The organism is Pseudomonas sp. microsymbiont 2, assembly GCF_054788395.1.
Genome location: NZ_CM139112.1, coordinates 1048101 through 1068546, shown reverse-complemented (window position 1 = coordinate 1068546; position 20446 = coordinate 1048101). Strand labels below are relative to the sequence as shown.

Below are 20446 nucleotides of genomic sequence, written 5' to 3'. Positions count from 1 at the left end.
GCCACGACGGCAAATGGGCGACATCTGCATCTTTGGGAAATATCCCATAAGAAAGCGAAAATGCTGACAAGAAAGCGATGTTTCCTTCGACATACGGTACAACGCCCGATATGTAGCCGCCTTATACCTAACGATCATCGCCATGTCTGTTCAAAGGAGCGAACAACATGGCACCACAGAAAATCGGCGATGCCTATTATCTGGACGAAGGGCTTTACATCGATGCGGTTTCCGACGTGCCCATGGTCGGGGGCGTTGGCGGGGGCGGCCCAGGACTGGGTGGCTGGGGTCTTTACGATGGCCCCAGGCGGGGCGAGGGAAACGGCGGCAAACGGCCCGGCCTGGACTTCACCCCTGGGTTCAGCACGATCCTGACCGAAGAGTTCAATGGCGTAACGACTGCCACCCAGCAGGAATTTGCCGCACGCTACAACGCCCTGAACGCCACCATCGAGCAGGAAATAACTGCGGCTAGATCCCGTCACTCGGCACCTGGCGGATCATCCTACCTGAACCTGCTTCAACAGCAGCGCGGCCTGCTCGAGTTCATAGAGGAAAAGCGGACTCTCGCGATCTCGCACTTGCACAAGGAGCTCTCGTTCTGGGGCAGCCCTGTGTTCTACAAGCCGCCCAGCTACTTTTATCACAGAGGCATGGAGGCAATCCGAAACAACGACCCTTCCTATGCGTTCATCCAGTTCCCACAGGTCTTGGAGGCCGCGCACGAGCGCAAGATCATCGACCATACGCTCGAGGCTGCTGCCGGGCACTTGGCCGAACTCGCCGAGGCCCTTGAGCACGAACAGGACCTGACCCAACTCGAGTACGCGCAAAAGATCGAACTGCTGGCCGGAACGATACGCGCCATTCGCACAGAGCAGGCGTTCCACTTCCAGTCACTGCCACGTTTTCTGCAAATAGAGCTGTTGAATCATGCACCTCAAGCCCATGACGAACAGGGCCCGCAATTACTGGCGCAGTATGCGAGCGCGCTCAGTTCGCTGGCCAACAACAGGCTTCTCGCCAGTGCCTCTTTCGCCCAAGCCAACCCCAACATCACATCGCCACTGACGAGTAGCGAGCTGGAGGCCCTCAACAGCCTCATTCTCGGCCAACGGAACAACAGCATCGGGCCACGCTGGCTCGACTACCACCAGTCCCTGCTGAACCAGGAGTCCGCACGGGTACTGAAGCAGACCAAGGTCGCGTTCGCGCAACTGAATGCCCGGGCCCAGCGGGTCGCGCTGCTGCAGGCAGAGGCCGACCGGCACGAAACCATGCGGCAAGAAGCGGAGTCGAGGCAAAGGGCCGAAGCGTTGAGGCAACAACAGTTGCAAGCCGAGCACAAAGCACGCGAGCGGGCCCAGCAACAAGTCCTGGCCGAGGAAAAAGCCCGCGAGGTGATGCGCATCCAGGCCGAAATGCAACGCCAGCGCATCAGCTACAACGCGTTCAGCCATGCTGCGTCGCCATTGCCGCAAGTGACGGCAGTCGGTGCCACGACCCTCACTGTCGCCCAAGGCACCTACGCAACGCTGCTGGTCGCCATCCGCGAGGCCGTGACCAGCCTGGCAGCCGCTGCCACGCCTGCGATGGGTAATCTGCTGGTGGCCAGTCTCACCATGATGTGGCCAAGCACGCTCGGCAACGCTGAGCGGCGCTACCTCCTCAGCACGCCACTGTCCAGCCTTGCACCTGCCGGTGGCCCTGACCTCGAGGCACTTGCCAGCAGGTCGGTCAGCCTTGACCTGCCCTACCTGCTGGCAGGGGCCGAAGATGAAAACGGCCTGGACCTGTACGTAGTGCCAGGCGGCAAACCCGTGGCGGTGCGTGCGGCGACATTCGACAGCAAACGCCAGGTCTACAGCCTGGCGCTGGAGAATCCGCAACGCGTTCTTACCTGGACACCGGCCAGTGCTCCGGGGGGCAACGAAGGTAATTCCACCAGTTATCCATCAGTACCACCCGGCACCCTCGTCTATGGCGGTAGCCGCCTCGATCCGGTCAGCAGCGAGCCGGAAAGCTACCCCGCCCTGGATCTGCTCGATCAGGAACGCTTGATCATCACGTTCCCTACCGACTCGGGTTTGCCGCCTATTCTGGTGGTGTTCAAAAGCCCGCGATTCGAGCCAGGCGCCGCAATTGGTAGCAGCGTGGAAGTTTCTGGACTTTGGCCGGGAGAGGCTGCACGCGCTGAAGGCGCGCCCGTACCGGCTCAGATCGCGGATCAACTGCGTGGCACCGAGTTCAGAAACTTCAACAGGTTCCGAAGAGGGTTCTGGAAAGCGGTTGCACATGACGCAGAGCTCTCGAAGCAATTCAGTGAAAGAAACCTACGCCGGATGAGAAAACATGGAAATGCGCCGACTGTTGGCGATGCGGACATACACATGAGTCAACTGACCTATATTCTGCATCACGTGCTCCCCATCAGCGAAGGCGGTGATGTCTACGACATGAACAACATAAGGATCGTCACACCGCGCGCGCATCACAGCATCCACTACGGGGAAAGAAAATGAAATTCAAAGAAAGACTAAGCGATTACACCGAGCAAGAGTTCATCGAATTCATACATGAGATCGACAGAGCCAATGACGACGAACCAGATAGGGTACTGACACCTTTGTTGATGCATTTCAGAAAAATTACTGAGCATCCATCTGGCATCGACCTTCTGTATCGGCCGGCCTCTGAAGCGGAAGGCCAGCCAGAGCAGATTGTTAAAATCGTAAAGGCCTGGCGCATAGCTAACGGCAAGGATGTATTCAAATGTTAAAGCAGCTTAACGCAACAGATAAAATCTCAGTAAACCTACACCTCCACCCACTATATAAGAAGGCGGCACACACAATCTCAATAACAGACCAGTAGTCGCGCCACTGGAACATTCATAATGCTCATCATGGAGCTAGCCATGGCTGACAAGAAAAACCTGAACGACTACTCAGAGCGCGAATTTCTAGAACTCCTGGAACTCATAATCAACACAAATGGCTCCCAACCAGACAAAGTACTTGACCCGTTACTTGAACACTTCGAGTCCACTACTGAGCATCCCGCAGGAACCGACCTTATCTTCTGGCCAGATACCGCAGAAAAGGGTGAACCAGAGGAAATAGTGAAGCTAATAAAAGAATGGCGACGAGAGAATGGGAAGGATGGCTTCAAACCTGAATAGCTCATTAAAACGAACGGCCACACTCCCGTGGGGCTATCTGCTTACAAGCTAATAATATTTTCATACAAAAACGCCGAAAGCCTCTCACCAGCCCCTAGACGAGCAAGAGACATTTCCCTGCATTGGTCAACGGAATTATCTGGTTGCCTACGACAGCGCCGCCCCGTTACATCAAGCAAAGCTCAAAAGATGGCCGCTCCGCTCGCCCCCACAGGTATCACTTGGCCCCTGTGGGAGCGGGCTTGCCCGCGATGGGCCGCAAGGCGGCCCCTGTAACTGGCATGGCGCTATCGATCAGATCGCGCCGCGCTGACGCAGCACATCCAGCACCAGCTTCACCCCTTCATCGACGCTGACCGACTGGGTATCGATCACCAGGTCGGCATCCAGCGGCACGTCGAACGGGAAGCTTTCGCCAGGAATGTTGTCGCCACCAGCGGCGTACAAGCCCTGCGGGTCGCGCTCGCGGCAGACCAGCGGCGAGGCCTGGACGTAGACGGTGACCAGACGCTCCTTGCCGATCAGCGCCTTGGCCTGCTCGCGGCCTTCGGCATCCGGGGCGACGAACGCCGCCAGGGTCAGCAGCCCGGCCTCGTTGAACTGGCGCGCCACATGGGCGGCGCGGCGCCAGTTCTCGGTGCGGCCGGCGCGGTCCTGCGGCAGGCCCTTGTTCAGGTCGTGACGCAGGTTCTGGCCATCGAGCACATAGACCGCGCGCCCCATGTCGAACAGCTTGCGCTCCACGGCGTAGGCCAAGGTGCTCTTGCCAGCGCCGGACAGGCCGCTGAACAGCACGGTGGCCGGCTGCTGGCCGAAGCGCAGGGCACGCTCCTCGGTGGACACATGGGCCAGCTTGCCGTGCTGGCCAGTGCCGCCGTGCGGCAGTACCGGTGGGGCGATGATCATGCCGGCACCGACGGTGCCGTTGGTCAGGCGGTCGATGACGATGAACGCGCCAGTGGTGCGGTTGCTCTCGTAGCCGTCCAGAGCGATGGCGCTGTCCAGCGCGACCTTGACCCGGCCGATCTCGTTGAGCTGCAGCGCGCTGGCGGCGCCCTGCTCCAGGGTGTTCACATCGACCTTGTGGGTGATGCTGGCGATCGAGCCCGGCACATAGCTGGTGGCGCGCTTGATGTCGTACTTCTTGCCCGGGAGCATCGGTTCCTCGGCCATCCACACCAGCATGGCGTCGAACTGATCGGTAACCGGTGGCACATTGTCGGCATGCACCAGCAGGTCGCCCCGGGAGATGTCGATCTCGTCTTCCATGGTCAGGGTCACTGCCTGGCCAGGACCTGCATTCTCCAGTTCGCCCTCGTAAGTGACGATGGACTTGACCCGGCTGCTCTTGCCCGATGGCAGCACGACGATTTCGTCGCCCTTGTGCACCACGCCACCGGCGATGGTGCCGGCGAAGCCACGGAAGTTCAGGTTCGGGCGGTTGACGTACTGCACCGGGAAACGCAGGTCGGTGACATTGCGGTCGGCGGCGATCTCGACGGTCTCGAGGATCTCCATCAGCGCCGGCCCCGTGTACCACGGCGAACGCTCGCTGCGGTTGACCACGTTGTCGCCCTTGAGCGCCGACATAGGCACGAAGTGCAGGCTCGATGGCTTGAGGTTGATGCCCTCGGCAAACTTCAGGTAGTCGGCCTTGATGTCTTCGAACACCTGCTCGTCGAAGTTCTTCAGGTCCATCTTGTTGACGGCGACGACGATGTGCTTGATGCCCAGCAGGGAGGCGATGTAGCTGTGCCGGCGGGTCTGGGTCTGCACGCCGTAGCGGGCGTCGACCAGGATGATCGCCAGGTCGCAGGTGGACGCGCCGGTGGCCATGTTGCGGGTGTACTGCTCGTGGCCCGGGGTGTCGGCGATGATGAACTTGCGCTTGGCGGTGGAGAAGTAGCGGTAGGCGACATCGATGGTGATGCCTTGCTCGCGCTCGGCCTGCAGGCCGTCCACCAGCAGCGCCAGGTCGACTTCCTCGCCGGTGGTGCCGGACTTTTTCGAATCACGGGTGATGGCCTCGAGGTGATCCTCGTAGATCATCTTCGAGTCGTGCAGCAGGCGCCCGATCAGGGTGCTCTTGCCGTCGTCCACGTTGCCGCAGGTGAGGAAGCGCAGCAGCTCTTTACGCTCGTGCTGGGCCAGGTAGGCGAGGATGTCCTCGCTGATCAAATCGGATTGGTGCGACATGAGGAAACCCTGAAATTAGAAGTAGCCTTGGCGTTTTTTGTCTTCCATGGAACCGGCGCCATCGTGGTCGATGACACGGCCCTGGCGCTCGGACGTTCGGGTCAGGAGCATTTCCTGGATGATGTCCGTCAGGGTCTCGGCTTCAGACTCGACCGCGCCCGTCAGCGGGTAGCAGCCCAGGGTACGGAAACGCACTTTCTTCTTGACGATGCGCGCCTTCTCCTCGTCGCTCAGGTGCTCGAGGATGCGTTCGTCGTCGATCATGATCAGGGTGCCGTTCTTCTCGATCACTTCGCGCTCGGCGGCGAAGTACAGCGGCACGATCGGGATGCCTTCGAGGTAGATGTACTGCCAGATGTCCAGCTCGGTCCAGTTCGACAGCGGGAACACGCGGATCGACTCGCCCTTGTTGACCTTGCCGTTGTAGATGTTCCACAGCTCCGGGCGCTGGTTCTTCGGGTCCCAGCGGTGCTTGCTGTCGCGGAACGAGTAGACGCGCTCCTTGGCCCGGGACTTTTCTTCGTCACGGCGCGCGCCACCGAAGGCGGCGTCGAAACCATGCTTGTCCAGCGCCTGTTTCAGGCCCTGGGTCTTCATGATGTCGGTGTGCTTGGAGCTGCCATGGGTGAATGGGTTGATGCCCTGCGCCACGCCCTCGGGGTTGACGTGGGTGATCAGCTCCAGGCCCATCTCTTCGACCATCTTGTCGCGGAAGCGGTACATCTCCTGGAACTTCCACTGGGTGTCGACGTGCATCACCGGGAACGGCAGCTTGCCCGGAAAGAACGCCTTGCGCGCCAGGTGCAGCATGACCGCGGAATCCTTGCCGATCGAGTACAGCATCACCGGGTTGTCGAACTCGGCGGCCACCTCGCGGATGATGTGGATGCTCTCCGCCTCCAGCTGTTTCAAGTGCGTCAGATTGTCGACCATGGCTACTCACGAAAAACGATCTTATGGACGGCCTGCGGGCCGTGTTCGAGCGAGCCACTTTATCACAGCACCTGATTCTATTTAGGAGTCTGCCTAGATCGAAACAATCTAACGATATGACCAAGGGTTTGGGCCGTGTAGGAGCGGCCTTGTGTCGCGAAAGGGCTGCGCAGCAGCCCCAGGATTTCAGCGTTGATGCATAGATCGCCGGGGCTGCTTTGCAGCCCATTCGCGACACAAGGCCGCTCCTACAGATAAGCGTATTCGCCACTTGCGGCGGATCAGATCGGATTCGGGCAATCGATGAACAGGTGCTCGACCGCGAAGCGCCGCGCTAGGTAATCGCCCAGCGCCTGCACGCCATAGCGCTCGGTGGCGTGATGCCCGGCGGCGATGAAGCTGATGCCGTTCTCGCGGGCGCTGTGGAAGGTCTGCTCGGAGGCCTCGCCACTGAGGAACAGGTCGACCCCGGCGGCGATGGCGTTGTCGATGTAGCCCTGGCCACCCCCGGTGCACCAGCCGACCCGGCGGATCATCTGTTCGCCGTCGACCACCAGTGGCTCACGGCCCAGGGCCTCCTGCACGCGACGGGCGAAGTCACGCACCGAGACGGGCTCGGCCAGCGAGCCGACCAGGCCGACCACCTTGGGATTGTTCGGGTCCAGCGGGCCTTCGACGGTAATGTCCAACTGGCGCGCCAGCTGCACGTTGTTGCCCACCTCCGGGTGCACGTCCAACGGCAGGTGGAAGGTCAGCAGGCTGATGTCGTGCTTGAGCAGGGTTTTCAGGCGCCGCTGCTTGATGCCGGTGATGCAGGGGTTCTCGCCCTTCCAGAAGTAGCCATGGTGCACCAGCACCAGGTCGGCCTCGGCCTCGACCGCCGCGTCCAGCAGCGCCTGGCTGGCGGTGACGCCGCTGACGATGCGGCTGACCTGGGGGCGGCCCTCGACCTGCAGGCCGTTGGGGCAGTAGTCCTGGATCTTCGCACTGCCCAGGTAGCGTTCGGCTTCCTCGACCAGGGTATTGAGGGCGACGGCCATGAAAAATCTCCTCGAATTCGGCGTTGCGACAGGGCGCGAGGCCCTATAATGGCCGCCATTATGGGCCGTCGCCGGTTTCGGGGGAACCGCTGTCAGGTACTCCCCTTCGCGGGGCAAGCCCGCTCCCACGCCGTGCGCGAACGGCGTGGGAGCGGGCTTGCCCCGCGATACACCAATCATCGCCGTCCGGATCTTTCACGTGTATGATCGCGCGCGCTCGCCCCGGGCCGAACTGACATGGCCCCCGCCCTACTCCCAGGATTCATTCATGTTCAAGGCTCTGCGTTACTTCGGCTGGCCCCTGCTCACCGGCGTGCTGATCGCCATGCTGATCATCCAGCGCTTCCCGCAATGGGTCGGCCTGCCCAGCCAGGACGTCAACCTGCAGCAGGCGCCGCAAACCACGAAGATCATGCAGGGCCCGGTGTCCTACGCCGATGCCGTGACCCTGGCCGCGCCCGCCGTGGTCAACCTGTACACCACCAAGGTGGTGAACAAGAGCGCCCACCCACTGTTCGAAGACCCGCAGTTCCGCCGCTTCTTCGGCGACAACCTGCCCAAGCAGCGGCGCTGGGAGTCGAGCCTGGGTTCGGCGGTGATCATGAGCCCCGAGGGCTACCTGCTGACCAACAACCACGTCACCAGCGGCGCCGACCAGATCGTCGTGGCCCTCAAGGACGGTCGCGAGACCCTCGCCCGGGTCATCGGCAGCGACCCGGAAACCGACCTGGCGGTACTCAAGATCGACCTCAAGAGCCTGCCGGCGATCACCATCGGCCGCTCCGACAACATCCACATCGGTGACGTGACCCTGGCCATCGGCAACCCGTTCGGCGTCGGCCAGACCGTGACCATGGGCATCATCAGCGCCACCGGCCGCAACCAGCTGGGCCTGAACAACTACGAAGACTTCATCCAGACTGACGCGGCGATCAACCCGGGCAACTCCGGCGGCGCGCTGGTCGATGCCAACGGCAACCTGGTGGGCATCAACACGGCGATCTTCTCCAAATCCGGCGGTTCGCAAGGCATCGGCTTCGCCATCCCGGTCAAGCTGGCGCTGGAGGTGATGAAGTCGATCATCGAGCACGGCCAGGTGATCCGTGGCTGGCTGGGCATCGAGGTGCAGCCGCTGAGTCAGGAGCTGGCCGAGTCGTTCGGCATGCAGGGCCGTCCGGGCATCGTCGTGGCCGGGATCTTCCGCGATGGTCCGGCAGCACGGGCAGGGTTGCAGTTGGGTGACGTGATCCTGAGCATCAATGGCGAGCCGGCTGGTGACGGCCGCAAGTCGATGAACCAGGTGGCGCGGATCAAGCCTAACGAGAAGATCACCATCGAGGTGGTGCGCAATGGGCAGCAACTGAAGCTGGTGGCCGAGGTGGGGCTGCGACCGCCGCCTGCGCCGGTGGCCACGAAGGAAGAGAAGTAAACCAACACAGGGTAAACCTTATGCGCGGTCCCTGTAGGAGCGGCCTTGCGTCGCGATGGGGCGCGTAGCGGCCCCAGGTTTTCAGCTTCGCAGCACATATCCCCGGGGCCGCGTAGCGGCCCATCGCGACACAAGGCCGCTCCTACAGGGACCGCGTCAGCCGCCCCGGTGGGGCGGCCCCGATTGCATCAATGCAGGATCTGGCTCAGGAACAGCTTGGTCCGATCGCTGCGCGGCCGGTCGAAGAAGTCATCCGGCGCGGCCTGCTCGACGATCTCCCCCTTGTCCATGAAGATCACCCGGTTCGCCACGGTACGGGCAAAGCCCATCTCGTGGGTCACGCAAAGCATGGTCATGCCGTCTTCGGCCAGGCTGACCATGGTGTCGAGCACCTCCTTCACCATCTCCGGGTCCAGGGCCGAGGTCGGCTCGTCGAACAGCATGATCTTCGGCTTCATGCACAGCGCCCGGGCAATCGCCACCCGCTGTTGCTGACCACCGGACAACTGCCCCGGGTACTTGTGCGCCTGCTCCGGAATGCGCACCCGCTCGAGAAAGTGCATGGCGATTTCCTCGGCCTTGCGCTTCGGCAGCTTGCGCACCCACATCGGCGCCAGGGTGCAGTTCTCGAGAATGGTCAGGTGCGGGAACAGGTTGAAGTGCTGGAACACCATGCCCACCTCGCGGCGGATCGCCTCGATCTGCTTGAGGTCGTTGGTCAGCTCCACGCCGTCGACGACGATGCGCCCCTGCTGATGCTCCTCCAGCCGATTGAGGCAGCGGATGGTGGTCGACTTGCCCGAGCCGGACGGCCCGCACAGGACGATGCGCTCGCCCTGGCGCACGTTCAGGTTGATGTCCTTGAGCACATGGAACTGGCCGTACCACTTGTTCACGCCCTGCATCTGGATGATGCCTTCGGGGCCGGCAGGCTGCTTGATCGCTTCACTCATTTCGAAACTCCTAACGCTTGTGGCCAGTGTCCAGCTTGCGCTCCAGGTGCATGGAGTAGCGGGACATACCGAAACAGAAAATCCAGAACACCAGGGCGGCGAACACATAGCCCTCGGTGGCCATGCCCAGCCAGGCCGGGTCGGCCGCCGCCTGCTTGACGCTGTTGAGCAGGTCGAACAGGCCGATGATGATCACCAGGCTGGTGTCCTTGAACAGGGCGATGAAGGTGTTGACGATGCCGGGGATCACCAGCTTGAGCGCCTGGGGCAGGATCACCAGGCCCATCGCCCGCCAGTAGCCCAGGCCCATGGCCGCGGCGGCTTCGTACTGGCCCTTGGGGATGGCCTGCAGGCCGCCGCGCACCACCTCGGCGATGTACGCCGACTGGAACAGGATCACGCCGATCATCGCCCGCAGCAGTTTGTCGAAGCTCATGCCCTCGGGCAGGAACAGCGGCAGCATCACCGAGGACATGAACAGCACGGTGATCAACGGCACGCCGCGCCAGAACTCGATGAAGGTCACACAGACCACCTTCACCGCCGGCATGTTCGAGCGTCGCCCCAGGGCCAGCAGGATGCCCAGCGGCAAGGCGCCGACGATGCCGACCGTGGCGATCACCAGGGTCAGCATCAGGCCGCCCCACTGGCTGGTGGGCACCGTGTCCAGGCCCAGCACGCCGCCGTGCAGCAGGATGTAGGCGAGGATCGGGTATAGCACCAGGAAGCCCAGGCCGTACACGGCCTTGCGCGGGAAGCGCTTGATGAACAGCGGTGCGGCGCCGAGCACGGCGAGCCACACGGTCAGGTCGACGCGCCAGCGCAGCTCCGCCGGGTAGTAGCCGTACATGAACTGGCCGAAGCGCTGCTGGATGAACACCCAGCAGGCGCCTTCCTTGGTGCAATCGGCGCGGGTGGTGCCGACCCAGTTGGCGTCGATGAACGCCCACTGCACCAGCGGCGGCACGATCAGCCAGACCAGGTACAGGGCGAACAACGTCAGCAGGGTGTTGAGCCAGCTGGAGAACAGGTTGGCCCGCATCCAGGCGAGCACGCCAACGGTCTTCACCGGTGGCGGCATGTCGGGTTTGAAAACATGGGCTGTCACGGATGTACCCTCACCGTTCGATCAGCGCGATGCGCTTGTTGTACCAGTTCATCAGCAGCGAAATGCTGATGCTGATGGCGAGATAGACGCTCATGGTGATGGCGATCACCTCGATGGCCTGGCCGGTCTGGTTGAGCACGGTACCGGCGAACAGCGAGACCATCTCCGGGTAGCCGATACCGGCCGCCAGCGACGAGTTCTTCGCCAGGTTCAGGTACTGGCTGGTCAGCGGCGGAATGATCACCCGCAGCGCCTGGGGAATGATCACCTTGCGCAGCGTCGGGCCTTCGCGCAGGCCCAGCGAGCGAGCCGCCTCGGTCTGGCCATGGCTGACCGAACGGATGCCGGAACGCACGATCTCGGCGATGAACGCCGCGGTGTAGATGGTCAGCGCCAGGGTCAGGGCCAGCAGCTCGGGGATCAGCACCCAGCCGCCGACGAAGTTGAAGCCCTTGAGCTGCGGCACTTCCCAGTGCACCGGACTGCCGAACAGCAGCGCGCACACGCCGGGGATGCCGATGAACAGCAGCAGGCCGACCCAGAACTTGTGGAATGGCTCGCCGGTTTCGTCGAAACGCTTGTTGGCGAAACGCACCATCACCACGATGGCGACGATTGCCAGCGCCAGCGCGATCACGAACGGCCAGAAGCCCTCGGCCATCGAGGCGCCGGGCATGTTCAGGCCGCGGTTGCTGATGAAGAAGGTGTCGTCGATGTTGATGCTGCCCCGTGGTCCCGGCAGGGTCAGGAACACGGCGAAGTACCAGAACAGGATCTGCAGCAGCGGCGGAATGTTGCGGAAGGTCTCGACGTACACCGTCGCCAGCTTGTTGATCATCCAGTTCGGCGACAGCCGCGCCACGCCGATGATGAAGCCCAGCAGCGTCGCCAGGATGATGCCGATGAAGGTCACCAGCAGGGTGTTGAGCAGACCGATGACGAATACCCGGGCGTAGCTGTCCGATTCCACATAGGGGATCAGGTGCTGGGCGATGCCGAAGCCGGCGCTGCGCTCGAGGAAATCGAAGCCCGAGGTGATGCCCCGGTGCTGCAGGTTGGTCTGGGTGTTGTGGAACAGGTACCAGCCCAGGCCCACCACGAAGACCACCGTGAGGATCTGGAACAGCCACGCGCGCACACGTGGATCACTAAGGGAAAACCCTTTCCGTGCGCCGATTTGATTTTGCATGAAGTGCCCCGAAAAGAAGGGATTCGAACGACCCGCGGCGGCAGGATGCCGCCGCGGGGTGCAACCATCAGCGCACCGGTGGCGCGTACTGGATGCCGCCGTTGTTCCACAGGGCGTTCATGCCACGGTCGATCTTCAGGTCGGTGCTCTGGCCCAGGTTCTTCTCGAACACTTCGCCATAGTTGCCGACTTGCTTGACGATCTGCACTACCCAGTCCTTGGGCAGCTTGAGGTCCTTGCCGTACTCGCCATCGGCGCCCAGCAGGCGGGCGACGTCAGGGTTCTTGGTGGACTTGGCCTCGGCCTCGACGTTCTTCGAGGTGACGCCGGCCTCTTCGGCATTGAGCATGGCGAACAGGGTCCACTTGACGATGCTGAACCACTCCTCGTCGCCCTTGCGTACCACCGGGCCCAGTGGTTCCTTGGAGATGGTTTCCGGCAGCACCACGTACTCGGTCGGCGCGGCCAGCTTGGAGCGCTGGGCGAACAGCTGCGACTTGTCCGAGGTCAGCACATCGCAACGACCGGATTCCAGCGACTTGGCGCTTTCATCGGAGGTGTCGAAGGTGATCGGGGTGTACTTCAGCCCATTGGCGCGGAAGTAGTCGGAGACGTTCAGCTCGGTGGTGGTGCCGGCCTGGATGCAGATGGTCGCGCCGTCGAGTTCCTTGGCGCTGGAGACGCCGAGTTTCTTGTTGGCGAGGAAGCCGACGCCGTCGTAGTAGGTGACGCCAGCGAACACCAGGCCCATGCCGGCATCGCGCGAGCTGGTCCAGGTGGTGTTGCGCGACAGCACGTCGACTTCGCCGGACTGCAGCGCGGTGAAGCGCTCCTTGGCGTTGAGCTGGCTGAACTTGACCTTGGTCGCGTCGCCGAACACCGCGGCGGCCACGGCGCGGCACACATCGGCGTCGATACCGACGATCTTGCCTTGCGCGTCCGGCACGGAGAATCCTGGAAGACCATCGCTCACGCCACACTGGACGAAGCCCTTCTTCTTCACCGCATCGAGGGTGGCGCCGGCCTGGGCGAAGCTGGTGGCACCCAGCGCGGCGGCGGCGGTCAGGACTGCCAGGGTGGTTTTCAACATCTTCATCAACAACCTCCAAATCGCTCTTGTTGTATGAGCCGGAATTGCACCGCACCCTTATGAGGCGCATCCGACCCCTTGTTGGCTTGTTTTTGGGTCAATTGGCGCAATGGGCTGTTCTGTGACAGCCTTCTATCCACACGAGGGGTGTTACCGCGACTGGCCCACTCCTACGCATGCGAAGGACGTAGCAAAGGGCGTACCACAGTCGAGGTCCAGAGCGATTAAGTGAGCGTCAAGTAGGAAAAGTTGTAGAGTTGCGACATCTTTTTCTGGCATTAACCTCCATCGCCTTTTTTTTACGCACTCAATCCGTACGTGCGCACTTTTTCGGAGCATTCATGACCAACCCGCTGATTCTCGAGCCACAGAACACCGCCGACGCCTGTGTGATCTGGTTGCACGGCCTGGGCGCCGACCGTTACGACTTTCTACCGGTGGCCGAATTTCTCCAGGAACGGCTGCACAGCACGCGTTTCGTCATGCCCCAGGCGCCCACCCGCCCGGTGACCATCAACGGCGGCTACCAGATGCCCAGCTGGTACGACATCAAGGCCATGACCCCGGCCCGGGCCATCGACGAGGCACAGCTGGAAGAGTCCGCCGATCAGGTCATCGCCCTGATCAAGGCCGAACAGGCCAAGGGCATCAGCCTGTCGCGGATCTTCCTCGCCGGTTTCTCCCAGGGCGGCGCGGTGGTGCTGCACACCGCCTATATAAAGTGGCAGGAAGCCCTGGGCGGGGTCATCGCCCTGTCGACCTATGCCCCGACCTTCACCGACGGCCAGCAACTGAGCGCCTGCCAGCAACGCACGCCGGCGCTGTGCCTGCATGGCGTGCATGACCCGGTGGTGATCCCGGCCATGGGCCGCACGGCGTTCGAGTACCTCAACACCTGGGGCGTGGCGGCGCGCTGGCACGAATACCCCATGGAACATGAAGTGGTGGTCGAGGAGCTGAACGATATCCATGACTGGCTGAGCCGCCAGCTGCAATGACCCGGGCGAGCCTGTAGCCCACCGCGCATTCCACTACGCCGCGCCCGGTTCTTGCATTACACTGCCCGGCGTACATTCCTTAACCAGTTGACGAGACGACCGTGCTCAAGGCACTCAAGAAAATATTCGCCAAGGGAGACGCCGCGCCACAGGCCGCCGAGCCCGTCGCCGTGCCCCAGCCCTCCCCGGCCACGCAACCGGCTGCCGCCCAGGCCCCGGCACACAAGAGCCCCAGGCCCAAACCCGCGCCCAAGCCGAAGGCCGAGACCCAACCCGTCGAGCAGCCGCGCGCAGAACAGCCCGCCAAGGACAAGCCACGCCGCGAACGCAAACCAAAGCCCCAGGCCAGCCTGTGGAAACCCGAGGATTTCGTGGTCGAGCCACAGGAAGGCAAGACCCGCTTCCATGACTTCAAGCTCTCCAACGAGCTGATGCACGCCATCCACGACCTCGGCTTCCCCTACTGCACGCCGATCCAGGCCCAGGTCCTGGGCTACACCCTGCGTGGCCAGGACGCCATCGGTCGGGCCCAGACCGGCACCGGCAAGACCGCCGCGTTCCTGATCTCGATCATCTCGCAGTTGCAGCAGGTGCCGCCGCCCAAGGAGCGCTACATGGGCGAGCCGCGGGCGCTGATCATCGCCCCGACCCGCGAGCTGGTGGTGCAGATCGCCAAGGACGCCCAGGCGCTGACCAAGTACACCGGCCTGAACGTGATGAGCTTCGTCGGCGGCATGGATTTCGACAAGCAGCTCAAGTCGCTCGAGGCCCGCCACTGCGACATCCTGGTCGCCACGCCGGGTCGCCTGCTGGACTTCAACCAGCGCGGCGAGGTGCACCTGGACATGGTCGAGGTGCTGGTGCTGGACGAAGCCGACCGCATGCTCGACATGGGCTTCATCCCCCAGGTCCGCCAGATCATCCGCCAGACCCCGCCCAAGAGCGAGCGCCAGACCCTGCTGTTCTCCGCCACCTTCACCGACGACGTGATGAACCTGGCCAAGCAATGGACCACCAACCCGGCCATCGTCGAGATCGAACCGGAGAACGTGGCCAGCGAGACTGTCGAGCAGCATGTCTATGCGGTGGCCGGCAGCGACAAGTACAAGCTGCTGTACAACCTGGTCACGCAGAACAAGTGGGAACGGGTGATGGTGTTCGCCAACCGCAAGGACGAAGTGCGGCGCATCGAGGAAAAGCTGGTGCGCGACGGCATCAACGCCGCCCAGCTGTCAGGCGACGTGCCGCAGCACAAGCGCATTCGTACCCTGGAGAACTTCCGCGAAGGGCGCATCACCGTGCTGGTGGCCACCGACGTGGCCGGGCGCGGCATTCACATCGACGGCATCAGTCACGTGATCAACTTCACCCTGCCGGAAGACCCGGACGACTACGTGCACCGTATCGGCCGGACCGGCCGGGCGGGCAGCAGTGGCGTGTCGATCAGTTTTGCCGGCGAGGACGATTCGTACCAGTTGCCGGCGATCGAGGAATTGCTGGGGCGCAAGATCAAGTGCGAGATGCCGCCGGACGAGCTGCTGAAGCCGGTGCCGCGCAAGCATCACTGATCTTCAAGGCCGCTCACCTCCCTGTAGGAGCGGCCTTGTGTCGCGAAAGGGCCGCAAAGCGGCCCCAGCAATGCCTGCATCAATGCTGAGCCCCTGGGGCCGCTGCGCGGCCCTCTCGCGACACAAGGCCGCTCCTACAGAAAGCAGCCTTCCCCTAGGGCTCCCAGCGCCCCGCCGCATCCTGGTCGCTCTGCTTGCCTTCCACCCAGCGCGGCCCATCCTGGGTATTTTCCTTCTTCCAGAACGGCGCCCGGGTCTTCAGGTAATCCATGATGAAGTTGCAGGCGTCGAACGCCGCTTGTCGATGCGCGCTGGCCACGCCGACGAAGACGATCGGCTCGCCAGGCTCCAGGGCGCCGATACGGTGCAGCACCTCGACCTTGAGCAGCGGCCAGCGCCCTTGGGCCTCGACCACGATCTTGTGCAAGGCCTTCTCGGTCATGCCTGGGTAGTGCTCGAGGAACATCCCCGCCACATCCAGACCATCGTTGAAATCCCGCACGTAGCCGACGAAACCGACCACCGCGCCCACACCGACGTTGGCGGCGTGCATGGCATTGACCTCGAAGCCTGGATCGAATGCCGCTTCCTGTACGCGTACGGCCATGTTCAACCTCCCGTCACCGGTGGGAAGAACGCGACTTCATCGCCCTCTTCCAGCGTTTCGTCGAGCCTGCACAATTCTTCGTTGCGCGCGCACATCAGGTTCTGCTCGGCCAGCACAGCGTACTGACCGCCCTTGGCCACCAGCGCCTGGCGCACATCGCCCAGCACCTTGAAGTCGCCTTCCAGGCGCTCGGCATCGACGCCCAGCAGCTCGCGATAGCGAGCGAAATACATGACCTTGACCTTCATTGCGCCTGCGCCTTGTAGTGACCGCTCTTGCCGCCGGTCTTTTCCAGCAGGCGCACCTGCTCGATGACCATGCCCTTGTCCACGGCCTTGCACATGTCGTAGATCGTCAGCGCGGCGACGCTGGCGGCGGTCAGGGCTTCCATCTCGACACCGGTCTGTCCGGCCAGCTTGCAGCGGGCGACGATATGCACCACGTCCTCGCCTTCGGCCGCGAGCTCGACCTTGACGCCGGTGAGCATCAACGGGTGGCACAGCGGGATCAGGTCGCTGGTCTTTTTCGCCGCCTGGATGCCGGCGATGCGCGCCACGGCGAACACGTCGCCCTTGGGATGCTGGCCATCGACGATCATGCGCAGGGTGCCTGGCAACATGCGCACCCGCGCCTCGGCGATCGCCTCACGCGCGGTCACGGCTTTTTCAGTGACGTCGACCATGTTGGCGCGCCCCTGGGAATCAAGATGAGTCAGCACTGCTCTGCTCCTGGGAAGGGAATGCAGAGTGTAAACCCATGGGTCAGCTTCTCGCAGTGAAAAATAGACCGGCAGTACCGGCCTCTTCGCGGGTAAACCCGCCCCCACAGGTAGAGTGAAGGCCGGGCGCGGAACGCCCGGCCCGGACCGTTACAGGTGCGACTCGGCGTACTCGGCCAGCACCGAGCGTGGCACGCCCTGCAGGGTGATGTGAACGCCGTGGGGGAAGTCCTTGAAGCGTTCGGTGAGGTAGGTCAGCCCGGAGCTGGTGGCCGACAGGTAGGGGGTATCGATCTGTGCCAGGTTGCCCAGGCAGACCACCTTCGAGCCGGTCCCGGCACGGGTGATGATGGTCTTCATCTGGTGCGGCGTGAGGTTCTGGCACTCGTCGATCAGGATCAGGCTCTGCTGGAAGCTGCGACCACGAATGTAGTTCAGCGACTTGAACTGCAGCGGCACCCGCTCGAGGATGTACTCGACACTGCCGTGAGTGCTCTCGTCATCCATGTGCAGGGCTTCGAGGTTGTCGGTGATGGCGCCCAGCCAGGGTTCCATCTTCTCCGCCTCGGTGCCCGGCAGGAAGCCGATCTCCTGGTCCAGCCCCTGCACGCTGCGGGTGGCGATGATGCGCCGGTAGCGCTTGCTGACCATGGTCTGCTCGATGGCCGCGGCGAGCGCCAGGATGGTCTTGCCGGAGCCTGCGGCGCCGGTCAGGTTGACCAGGTGGATATCCGGGTCGAGCAGGGCGAACAGCGCCAGGCTCTGGTGGATGTCGCGCGGCTTGAGGCCCCAGGCTTCCTGGTGCAGCAGTGGTTCCTGATGCAGGTCGAGCAGCAGCAGCTCGTCGTTGCGAATGCCCTTGATCCAGCCAACGAAACCCTGCTCATCGATGATGAACTCGTTGACGTGCACCGCCGGCAGGTTGTCGGTCAGCTGCACCCGATGCCAGGTGCGGCCACGCTCCTGGCGGGTATCGACCTTGCTCACGCGGTCCCAGAACGAGCCGCTGACCGAGTGGTAGCCCTTGGACAGCAAGGACACGTCGTCGACCAGCTGGTCAGTGCTGTAGTCCTCGGCGGCGATGCCACAGGCGCGCGCCTTCAGGCGCATGTTGATGTCTTTGGTGACCAGCACCACGTCCAGGTCCGGGCGCTTGGCACGCAGGTCCAGCAGCTGGTTGATGATGATGTTGTCGGCGAGGTTTTCGGGGAGCAGGCGGTTGGGTTCGTTGCGCGTGCTCATGAGAATGGACAGGAAGCCCTTGGGCCCGCTCTTGCCGCGCTGGATCGGCACACCCTGCTCGACATCGCTGGGCGAGGCATCGCCCAGGGTCTGGTCGATCAGGCGGATGGCCTGGCGACATTCGGCGGCGATGGTGTGTTTGCCGGTCTTGAGCTTGTCGAGTTCCTCCAGCACCGTCATCGGTATGGCGACGTGGTGCTCCTCGAAGTTGAGCAGGGCGTTGGGATCGTGAATCAGGACGTTGGTATCGAGCACATACAGGATTGGCTGGTTGGAGGAAGGGTTGCGTCCTTGGTCATCCATACTCGGTCACCTTATGTGAAAGCCACACGGCGCATACGGCTGCGCCGCAGAGTGACTACCGTTCTCCCCGTATCCGCGTCGTTACGGGCGGGGAGCTCACCTGGCAAGGGGCGTGGATGACGCCACCTGTGCTGCAGGGTTCGGCTGTCTGGTTCCTTGATACCGCAAAAACCATGACCGAAAAAAGACTTTTTACGCTCTGGTGAAGTTTATTTTTCGGATTGACGAACAGGGCTTGGCGCGGGGGGCCGAGGGGACTACGCTCAGGGATCAGGTGGCTGTGGTTGGGGTTCTCGAGATGGCCGCCAGGTGTCCGCCGGAACAGGTGCAGCGCCCTTGAGATCGAGCGCCGCCCGCGCGGCGCATCGCGACGCAAGGCCGCTCCTACATCTGTTTCGGGCCAGTCAATCCTGTGCCATTACCTGGTCCGCCTTGTTGGCTCGACACAATTTCAGCGTGGGCGTTGCTGCCGCCCCACATGGCTCAAGGTATGCGCCAAGGCGGGCAGCGGTACTTTCACAGGACTCATTGGCCCGAAACAGATGTAGGAGCGGCCTTGCGTCGCGATGCGCCGCGCGGGCGGCGCTCGATCTCGAGAGCGCTGCAGGACTTTCGCCGAACACCTGCATGCCCGCACACAATCAACAGCCAGCCCTACTCCCGCCCCCCATACCCCCGGCAATCCTCCCAGCCGATCCCGCTCTGCGCCGTGTGCTGCAACAACCACTCCAGCGCCGGCTGCGCCTTGGGCAGGCCGTCGCGGAACTGGATCACGCCCTTGCGCCAAAGCAGCATCAGGGTCAGCACCCGCTGCGCCGATGCCTCGGCGCTCAACGGGCCGTCATCCTGGGCATCGATGTCCCACAGCGAAACCTGCAACCGCTGACTGGCCATGAACGCCTCGCCATCGGCCCGCCTTTGCCCGTATGGCGGTCGAAACAACGGCACATACTGCTCCGGCAAATCCGCCTGCACCCGCCCCTGGCTGCGCCGCAACGACTCCTGCCAGCCCTGCCACTGCGCATGGGAGCGGTACTCCCAGCCCTGGATCCCGACGCACTGCCCGGCGTACAGCTCGGCGACCGCCCCCGCATCACGCCGCTGCTGCAGACGATTGCCGAGCACGAAGAAGATCCCGTCCAGCTTTTGCCGGCGCAAGTAGTCGGTCATCGCATCGGTGCCGCCACCCTGGGGTGTCGGCCCACCGACGAAAGTCAGCAGGAACATCCGGTCATTGAGCTCGTCGCCATTGCGTTCACGAGCGGAAAGTTTTTCCACCTCGCTGGAGTTCTGCGGGAACAAGGCTGCCTTGCGCAGTTGCTCATCCAGATAACGGGCATGGAACTGATGGCTCGGTTCCAACCAATCGGAATAGAAAGTGCCGACATTGGAAGCGAACGTGGCGGCTTGCGCGCGCAAGTCAGCCATGGATTCGATCGGGTAGCAGAACGAGGCATCCTGCTCGCAGCTCTGCTGTGCCTGCTGGTAGCTGGTCCACAGACGCTGCCACATCCGTGCCCGCACCGCGCGCACCACTGGCAGGTTGACCTGGCGCAACCCCAACTGTTTCGCCAGTGCTTGCTCGTCGAGCATCTCGCTTTCGTGCAGCACCCGGGCGAACGAGAGAATCTCGGCGCGCGACGCCACATCGAACAGCGTCGGACTGTCCAGCGATTCCGGCCACAGTTGGCGATCGAGGCTGACGAAATCCGCCGGGGCCGCCTGCACGCCCAGGCTCAGCAGCCCGGCGAACAGGGCAAAGGCGATACGCACGGTGAGCATTCTCCTTGAAGGCATGGCGCGCACTATAACGCGACGCAAGACGATGTTCCGTGACTATCGTCGCCATAGTTTGGCGTAGCCGCCCCGGCCCCGTAGAATCCGCCCGACG

18 protein-coding genes are annotated in these 20446 nt (G+C 62.8%); 6 read left to right on the top strand and 12 right to left on the bottom strand.

The features are described 5' to 3' along the window. The first annotated feature begins 167 nt into the window (after window positions 1-167). The 3 genes from ACYUME_RS04875 (at window position 168) to ACYUME_RS04865 (ending at window position 3181) form a co-directional block, all read left to right on the top strand. The gene (locus tag ACYUME_RS04875; RefSeq protein ID WP_460418218.1) at window positions 168-2522 is read left to right on the top strand and encodes an S-type pyocin domain-containing protein; all 2355 of its coding nucleotides are present in this window, start codon (window positions 168-170) and stop codon (window positions 2520-2522) included. Beyond that, window positions 2519-2779 (top strand): bacteriocin immunity protein, encoded by a 261-nt coding sequence (locus ACYUME_RS04870; RefSeq protein WP_279888501.1) that lies wholly within the window; start codon window positions 2519-2521, stop codon window positions 2777-2779. Before ACYUME_RS04875 ends, ACYUME_RS04870 begins: the two co-directional genes overlap by 4 nt. A 138-nt stretch (window positions 2780-2917) precedes the next feature. Then, window positions 2918-3181 carry a bacteriocin immunity protein gene (locus tag ACYUME_RS04865; RefSeq protein ID WP_460418217.1) on the top strand — a complete coding sequence of 88 codons (264 nt, stop codon included), beginning with the start codon at window positions 2918-2920 and terminating at the stop codon, window positions 3179-3181. Window positions 3182-3475: 294 nt separating this feature from the next. Here the strand turns inward: ACYUME_RS04865 and cysN are convergent, their stop codons facing one another. From cysN to ACYUME_RS04850, 3 genes are all read right to left on the bottom strand, one after another. After that, the gene (gene cysN / locus ACYUME_RS04860; RefSeq protein ID WP_460418216.1) at window positions 3476-5377 is read right to left on the bottom strand and encodes a sulfate adenylyltransferase subunit CysN; all 1902 of its coding nucleotides are present in this window, start codon (window positions 5375-5377) and stop codon (window positions 3476-3478) included. 15 nt (window positions 5378-5392) lie between these two features. Further along, window positions 5393-6310 (bottom strand): sulfate adenylyltransferase subunit CysD, encoded by a 918-nt coding sequence (gene cysD / locus ACYUME_RS04855; RefSeq protein WP_011535568.1) that lies wholly within the window; start codon window positions 6308-6310, stop codon window positions 5393-5395. 281 nt (window positions 6311-6591) lie between these two features. Then, the gene (locus tag ACYUME_RS04850; RefSeq protein ID WP_279888498.1) at window positions 6592-7350 is read right to left on the bottom strand and encodes a Nif3-like dinuclear metal center hexameric protein; all 759 of its coding nucleotides are present in this window, start codon (window positions 7348-7350) and stop codon (window positions 6592-6594) included. A gap of 268 nt (window positions 7351-7618) precedes the next feature. Between ACYUME_RS04850 and algW the strand changes: the two genes are divergently transcribed. Further along, on the top strand, window positions 7619-8779 hold the full coding sequence (algW, locus tag ACYUME_RS04845; protein WP_279888926.1) for a Do family serine endopeptidase AlgW: 1161 nt from the start codon (window positions 7619-7621) through the stop codon (window positions 8777-8779). Window positions 8780-8967: 188 nt separating this feature from the next. On the opposite strand, the gene ACYUME_RS04840 is transcribed toward algW, so the two are convergent. From ACYUME_RS04840 to ACYUME_RS04825, 4 genes are all read right to left on the bottom strand, one after another. Then, window positions 8968-9732 carry an amino acid ABC transporter ATP-binding protein gene (locus ACYUME_RS04840; protein WP_279888927.1) on the bottom strand — a complete coding sequence of 255 codons (765 nt, stop codon included), beginning with the start codon at window positions 9730-9732 and terminating at the stop codon, window positions 8968-8970. A 10-nt stretch (window positions 9733-9742) separates the two neighbouring features. Beyond that, window positions 9743-10840 carry an amino acid ABC transporter permease gene (locus ACYUME_RS04835; protein WP_110736756.1) on the bottom strand — a complete coding sequence of 366 codons (1098 nt, stop codon included), beginning with the start codon at window positions 10838-10840 and terminating at the stop codon, window positions 9743-9745. A gap of 10 nt (window positions 10841-10850) precedes the next feature. After that, complete coding sequence (locus tag ACYUME_RS04830; protein WP_198744831.1) at window positions 10851-12029, bottom strand: amino acid ABC transporter permease; 1179 nt, start codon at window positions 12027-12029, stop codon at window positions 10851-10853. Window positions 12030-12096: 67 nt separating this feature from the next. Next, the gene (locus tag ACYUME_RS04825; protein ID WP_023629381.1) at window positions 12097-13125 is read right to left on the bottom strand and encodes an amino acid ABC transporter substrate-binding protein; all 1029 of its coding nucleotides are present in this window, start codon (window positions 13123-13125) and stop codon (window positions 12097-12099) included. Window positions 13126-13460: 335 nt separating this feature from the next. Between ACYUME_RS04825 and ACYUME_RS04820 the strand changes: the two genes are divergently transcribed. Both ACYUME_RS04820 and rhlB read left to right on the top strand, forming a co-directional pair. Further along, the gene (locus ACYUME_RS04820; protein ID WP_460418215.1) at window positions 13461-14117 is read left to right on the top strand and encodes an alpha/beta hydrolase; all 657 of its coding nucleotides are present in this window, start codon (window positions 13461-13463) and stop codon (window positions 14115-14117) included. Between the two features lie 101 nt (window positions 14118-14218). Next, the gene (gene rhlB / locus ACYUME_RS04815) at window positions 14219-15685 is read left to right on the top strand and encodes an ATP-dependent RNA helicase RhlB (protein ID WP_279886652.1); all 1467 of its coding nucleotides are present in this window, start codon (window positions 14219-14221) and stop codon (window positions 15683-15685) included. 154 nt (window positions 15686-15839) lie between these two features. Here rhlB and moaE read toward each other — a convergent pair whose 3' ends face one another. The 5 genes from moaE to ACYUME_RS04790 form a co-directional block, all read right to left on the bottom strand. Further along, window positions 15840-16292 carry a molybdopterin synthase catalytic subunit MoaE gene (gene moaE, locus ACYUME_RS04810; protein ID WP_460418213.1) on the bottom strand — a complete coding sequence of 151 codons (453 nt, stop codon included), beginning with the start codon at window positions 16290-16292 and terminating at the stop codon, window positions 15840-15842. A 2-nt stretch (window positions 16293-16294) separates the two neighbouring features. Then, window positions 16295-16540: a molybdopterin converting factor subunit 1 gene (moaD, locus tag ACYUME_RS04805; RefSeq protein WP_460418211.1), complete on the bottom strand. Its 246-nt coding sequence runs from the start codon at window positions 16538-16540 to the stop codon at window positions 16295-16297. Beyond that, on the bottom strand, window positions 16537-17010 hold the full coding sequence (moaC, locus tag ACYUME_RS04800) for a cyclic pyranopterin monophosphate synthase MoaC (RefSeq protein WP_460418210.1): 474 nt from the start codon (window positions 17008-17010) through the stop codon (window positions 16537-16539). The genes moaD and moaC overlap by 4 nt, the downstream gene beginning before the upstream one ends. 150 nt (window positions 17011-17160) lie before the next feature. Continuing rightward, entirely contained in the window at window positions 17161-18555 is a 1395-nt protein-coding gene (locus tag ACYUME_RS04795; RefSeq protein WP_279886643.1) for a PhoH family protein, read from the bottom strand. 654 nt (window positions 18556-19209) lie between these two features. Further along, window positions 19210-20328, bottom strand: a complete 1119-nt coding sequence (locus tag ACYUME_RS04790) for a polysaccharide deacetylase family protein (protein WP_460418209.1) — start codon at window positions 20326-20328, stop codon at window positions 19210-19212. Window positions 20329-20446: the final 118 nt, after the last annotated feature.

What these genes read in the sequence shown, in the direction of transcription:
- ACYUME_RS04795 (WP_279886643.1), bottom strand. Translation starts at nt 18,555, where the DNA reads ATGGATGACCAAGGACGCAACCCTTCCTCCAACCAGCCAATCCTGTAT.
- algW (WP_279888926.1), top strand. Translation starts at nt 7,619, where the DNA reads ATGTTCAAGGCTCTGCGTTACTTCGGCTGGCCCCTGCTCACCGGCGTG.
- ACYUME_RS04865 (WP_460418217.1), top strand. Translation starts at nt 2,918, where the DNA reads ATGGCTGACAAGAAAAACCTGAACGACTACTCAGAGCGCGAATTTCTA.
- ACYUME_RS04840 (WP_279888927.1), bottom strand. Translation starts at nt 9,732, where the DNA reads ATGAGTGAAGCGATCAAGCAGCCTGCCGGCCCCGAAGGCATCATCCAG.
- ACYUME_RS04825 (WP_023629381.1), bottom strand. Translation starts at nt 13,125, where the DNA reads ATGAAGATGTTGAAAACCACCCTGGCAGTCCTGACCGCCGCCGCCGCG.
- ACYUME_RS04820 (WP_460418215.1), top strand. Translation starts at nt 13,461, where the DNA reads ATGACCAACCCGCTGATTCTCGAGCCACAGAACACCGCCGACGCCTGT.
- moaE (WP_460418213.1), bottom strand. Translation starts at nt 16,292, where the DNA reads ATGGCCGTACGCGTACAGGAAGCGGCATTCGATCCAGGCTTCGAGGTC.
- moaD (WP_460418211.1), bottom strand. Translation starts at nt 16,540, where the DNA reads ATGAAGGTCAAGGTCATGTATTTCGCTCGCTATCGCGAGCTGCTGGGC.
- cysD (WP_011535568.1), bottom strand. Translation starts at nt 6,310, where the DNA reads ATGGTCGACAATCTGACGCACTTGAAACAGCTGGAGGCGGAGAGCATC.
- ACYUME_RS04850 (WP_279888498.1), bottom strand. Translation starts at nt 7,350, where the DNA reads ATGGCCGTCGCCCTCAATACCCTGGTCGAGGAAGCCGAACGCTACCTG.
- ACYUME_RS04870 (WP_279888501.1), top strand. Translation starts at nt 2,519, where the DNA reads ATGAAATTCAAAGAAAGACTAAGCGATTACACCGAGCAAGAGTTCATC.
- cysN (WP_460418216.1), bottom strand. Translation starts at nt 5,377, where the DNA reads ATGTCGCACCAATCCGATTTGATCAGCGAGGACATCCTCGCCTACCTG.
- ACYUME_RS04875 (WP_460418218.1), top strand. Translation starts at nt 168, where the DNA reads ATGGCACCACAGAAAATCGGCGATGCCTATTATCTGGACGAAGGGCTT.
- ACYUME_RS04830 (WP_198744831.1), bottom strand. Translation starts at nt 12,029, where the DNA reads ATGCAAAATCAAATCGGCGCACGGAAAGGGTTTTCCCTTAGTGATCCA.